The 563-nt window shown below is 64.1% G+C and carries 1 protein-coding gene; it reads right to left on the bottom strand.

Translation table 11 applies throughout. From position 1 onward, the window contains the following. The coding region (locus A5643_RS04090) for an AMP-binding protein (protein WP_156628517.1) at positions 1-563 on the bottom strand (563 nt) is incomplete at both ends.

The raw sequence follows: 563 nt of genomic DNA, 5'->3' as shown, positions 1-563 counted from the left end.
GGCACCACCGACGAACCCGGCGACAACGGCGCACTCACCGTGGCGAAGACCGTCGTTTCCGTGGGCCCATAGCCGTTAAGCATCACCCGCCCCGGAGCCCACCGATCCACCACCTCAACCGGGCACGGTTCAGCAGCCACCATCAACGCCGTCGACTCCAAACCCTTCGGCGACAATGCGGCAATGGCCGATGGAGTTTGGCTCAACACAGTGACCTGCTCGGCGACAAGCAACTCCTGCAAGTCCTGGGCCGAATGCCTCACCTGCTCGGGCACCACCACCAGCCGGCCCCCGTGCAGCAACGCTCCCCACACCTCCCACACCGAATAGTCAAACGCCAACGACGAGCACGCTGCCCACGTCTGGCTAGCCCCCAACGTGACACCACCATCAAACCCGTCAAACAACCGCGTCACATTGCGGTGGGTGACGGCCACGCCCTTCGGTCTGCCGGTGGTGCCTGAGGTGTAAATGACATAGGCGATATCGTCGGCCGCCGGCCCGAATGGCAGCACGGTGGCCGGTTGATCAGCGATCACCGGGTCGGCGATATCGATGACCGT

This window comes from Mycobacterium sp. 1274756.6 (assembly GCF_001668625.1).
In the GTDB taxonomy this organism is placed as follows: Bacteria; Actinomycetota; Actinomycetes; order Mycobacteriales; family Mycobacteriaceae; genus Mycobacterium.
This window is presented reverse-complemented; position numbering and strand designations above follow the sequence as displayed.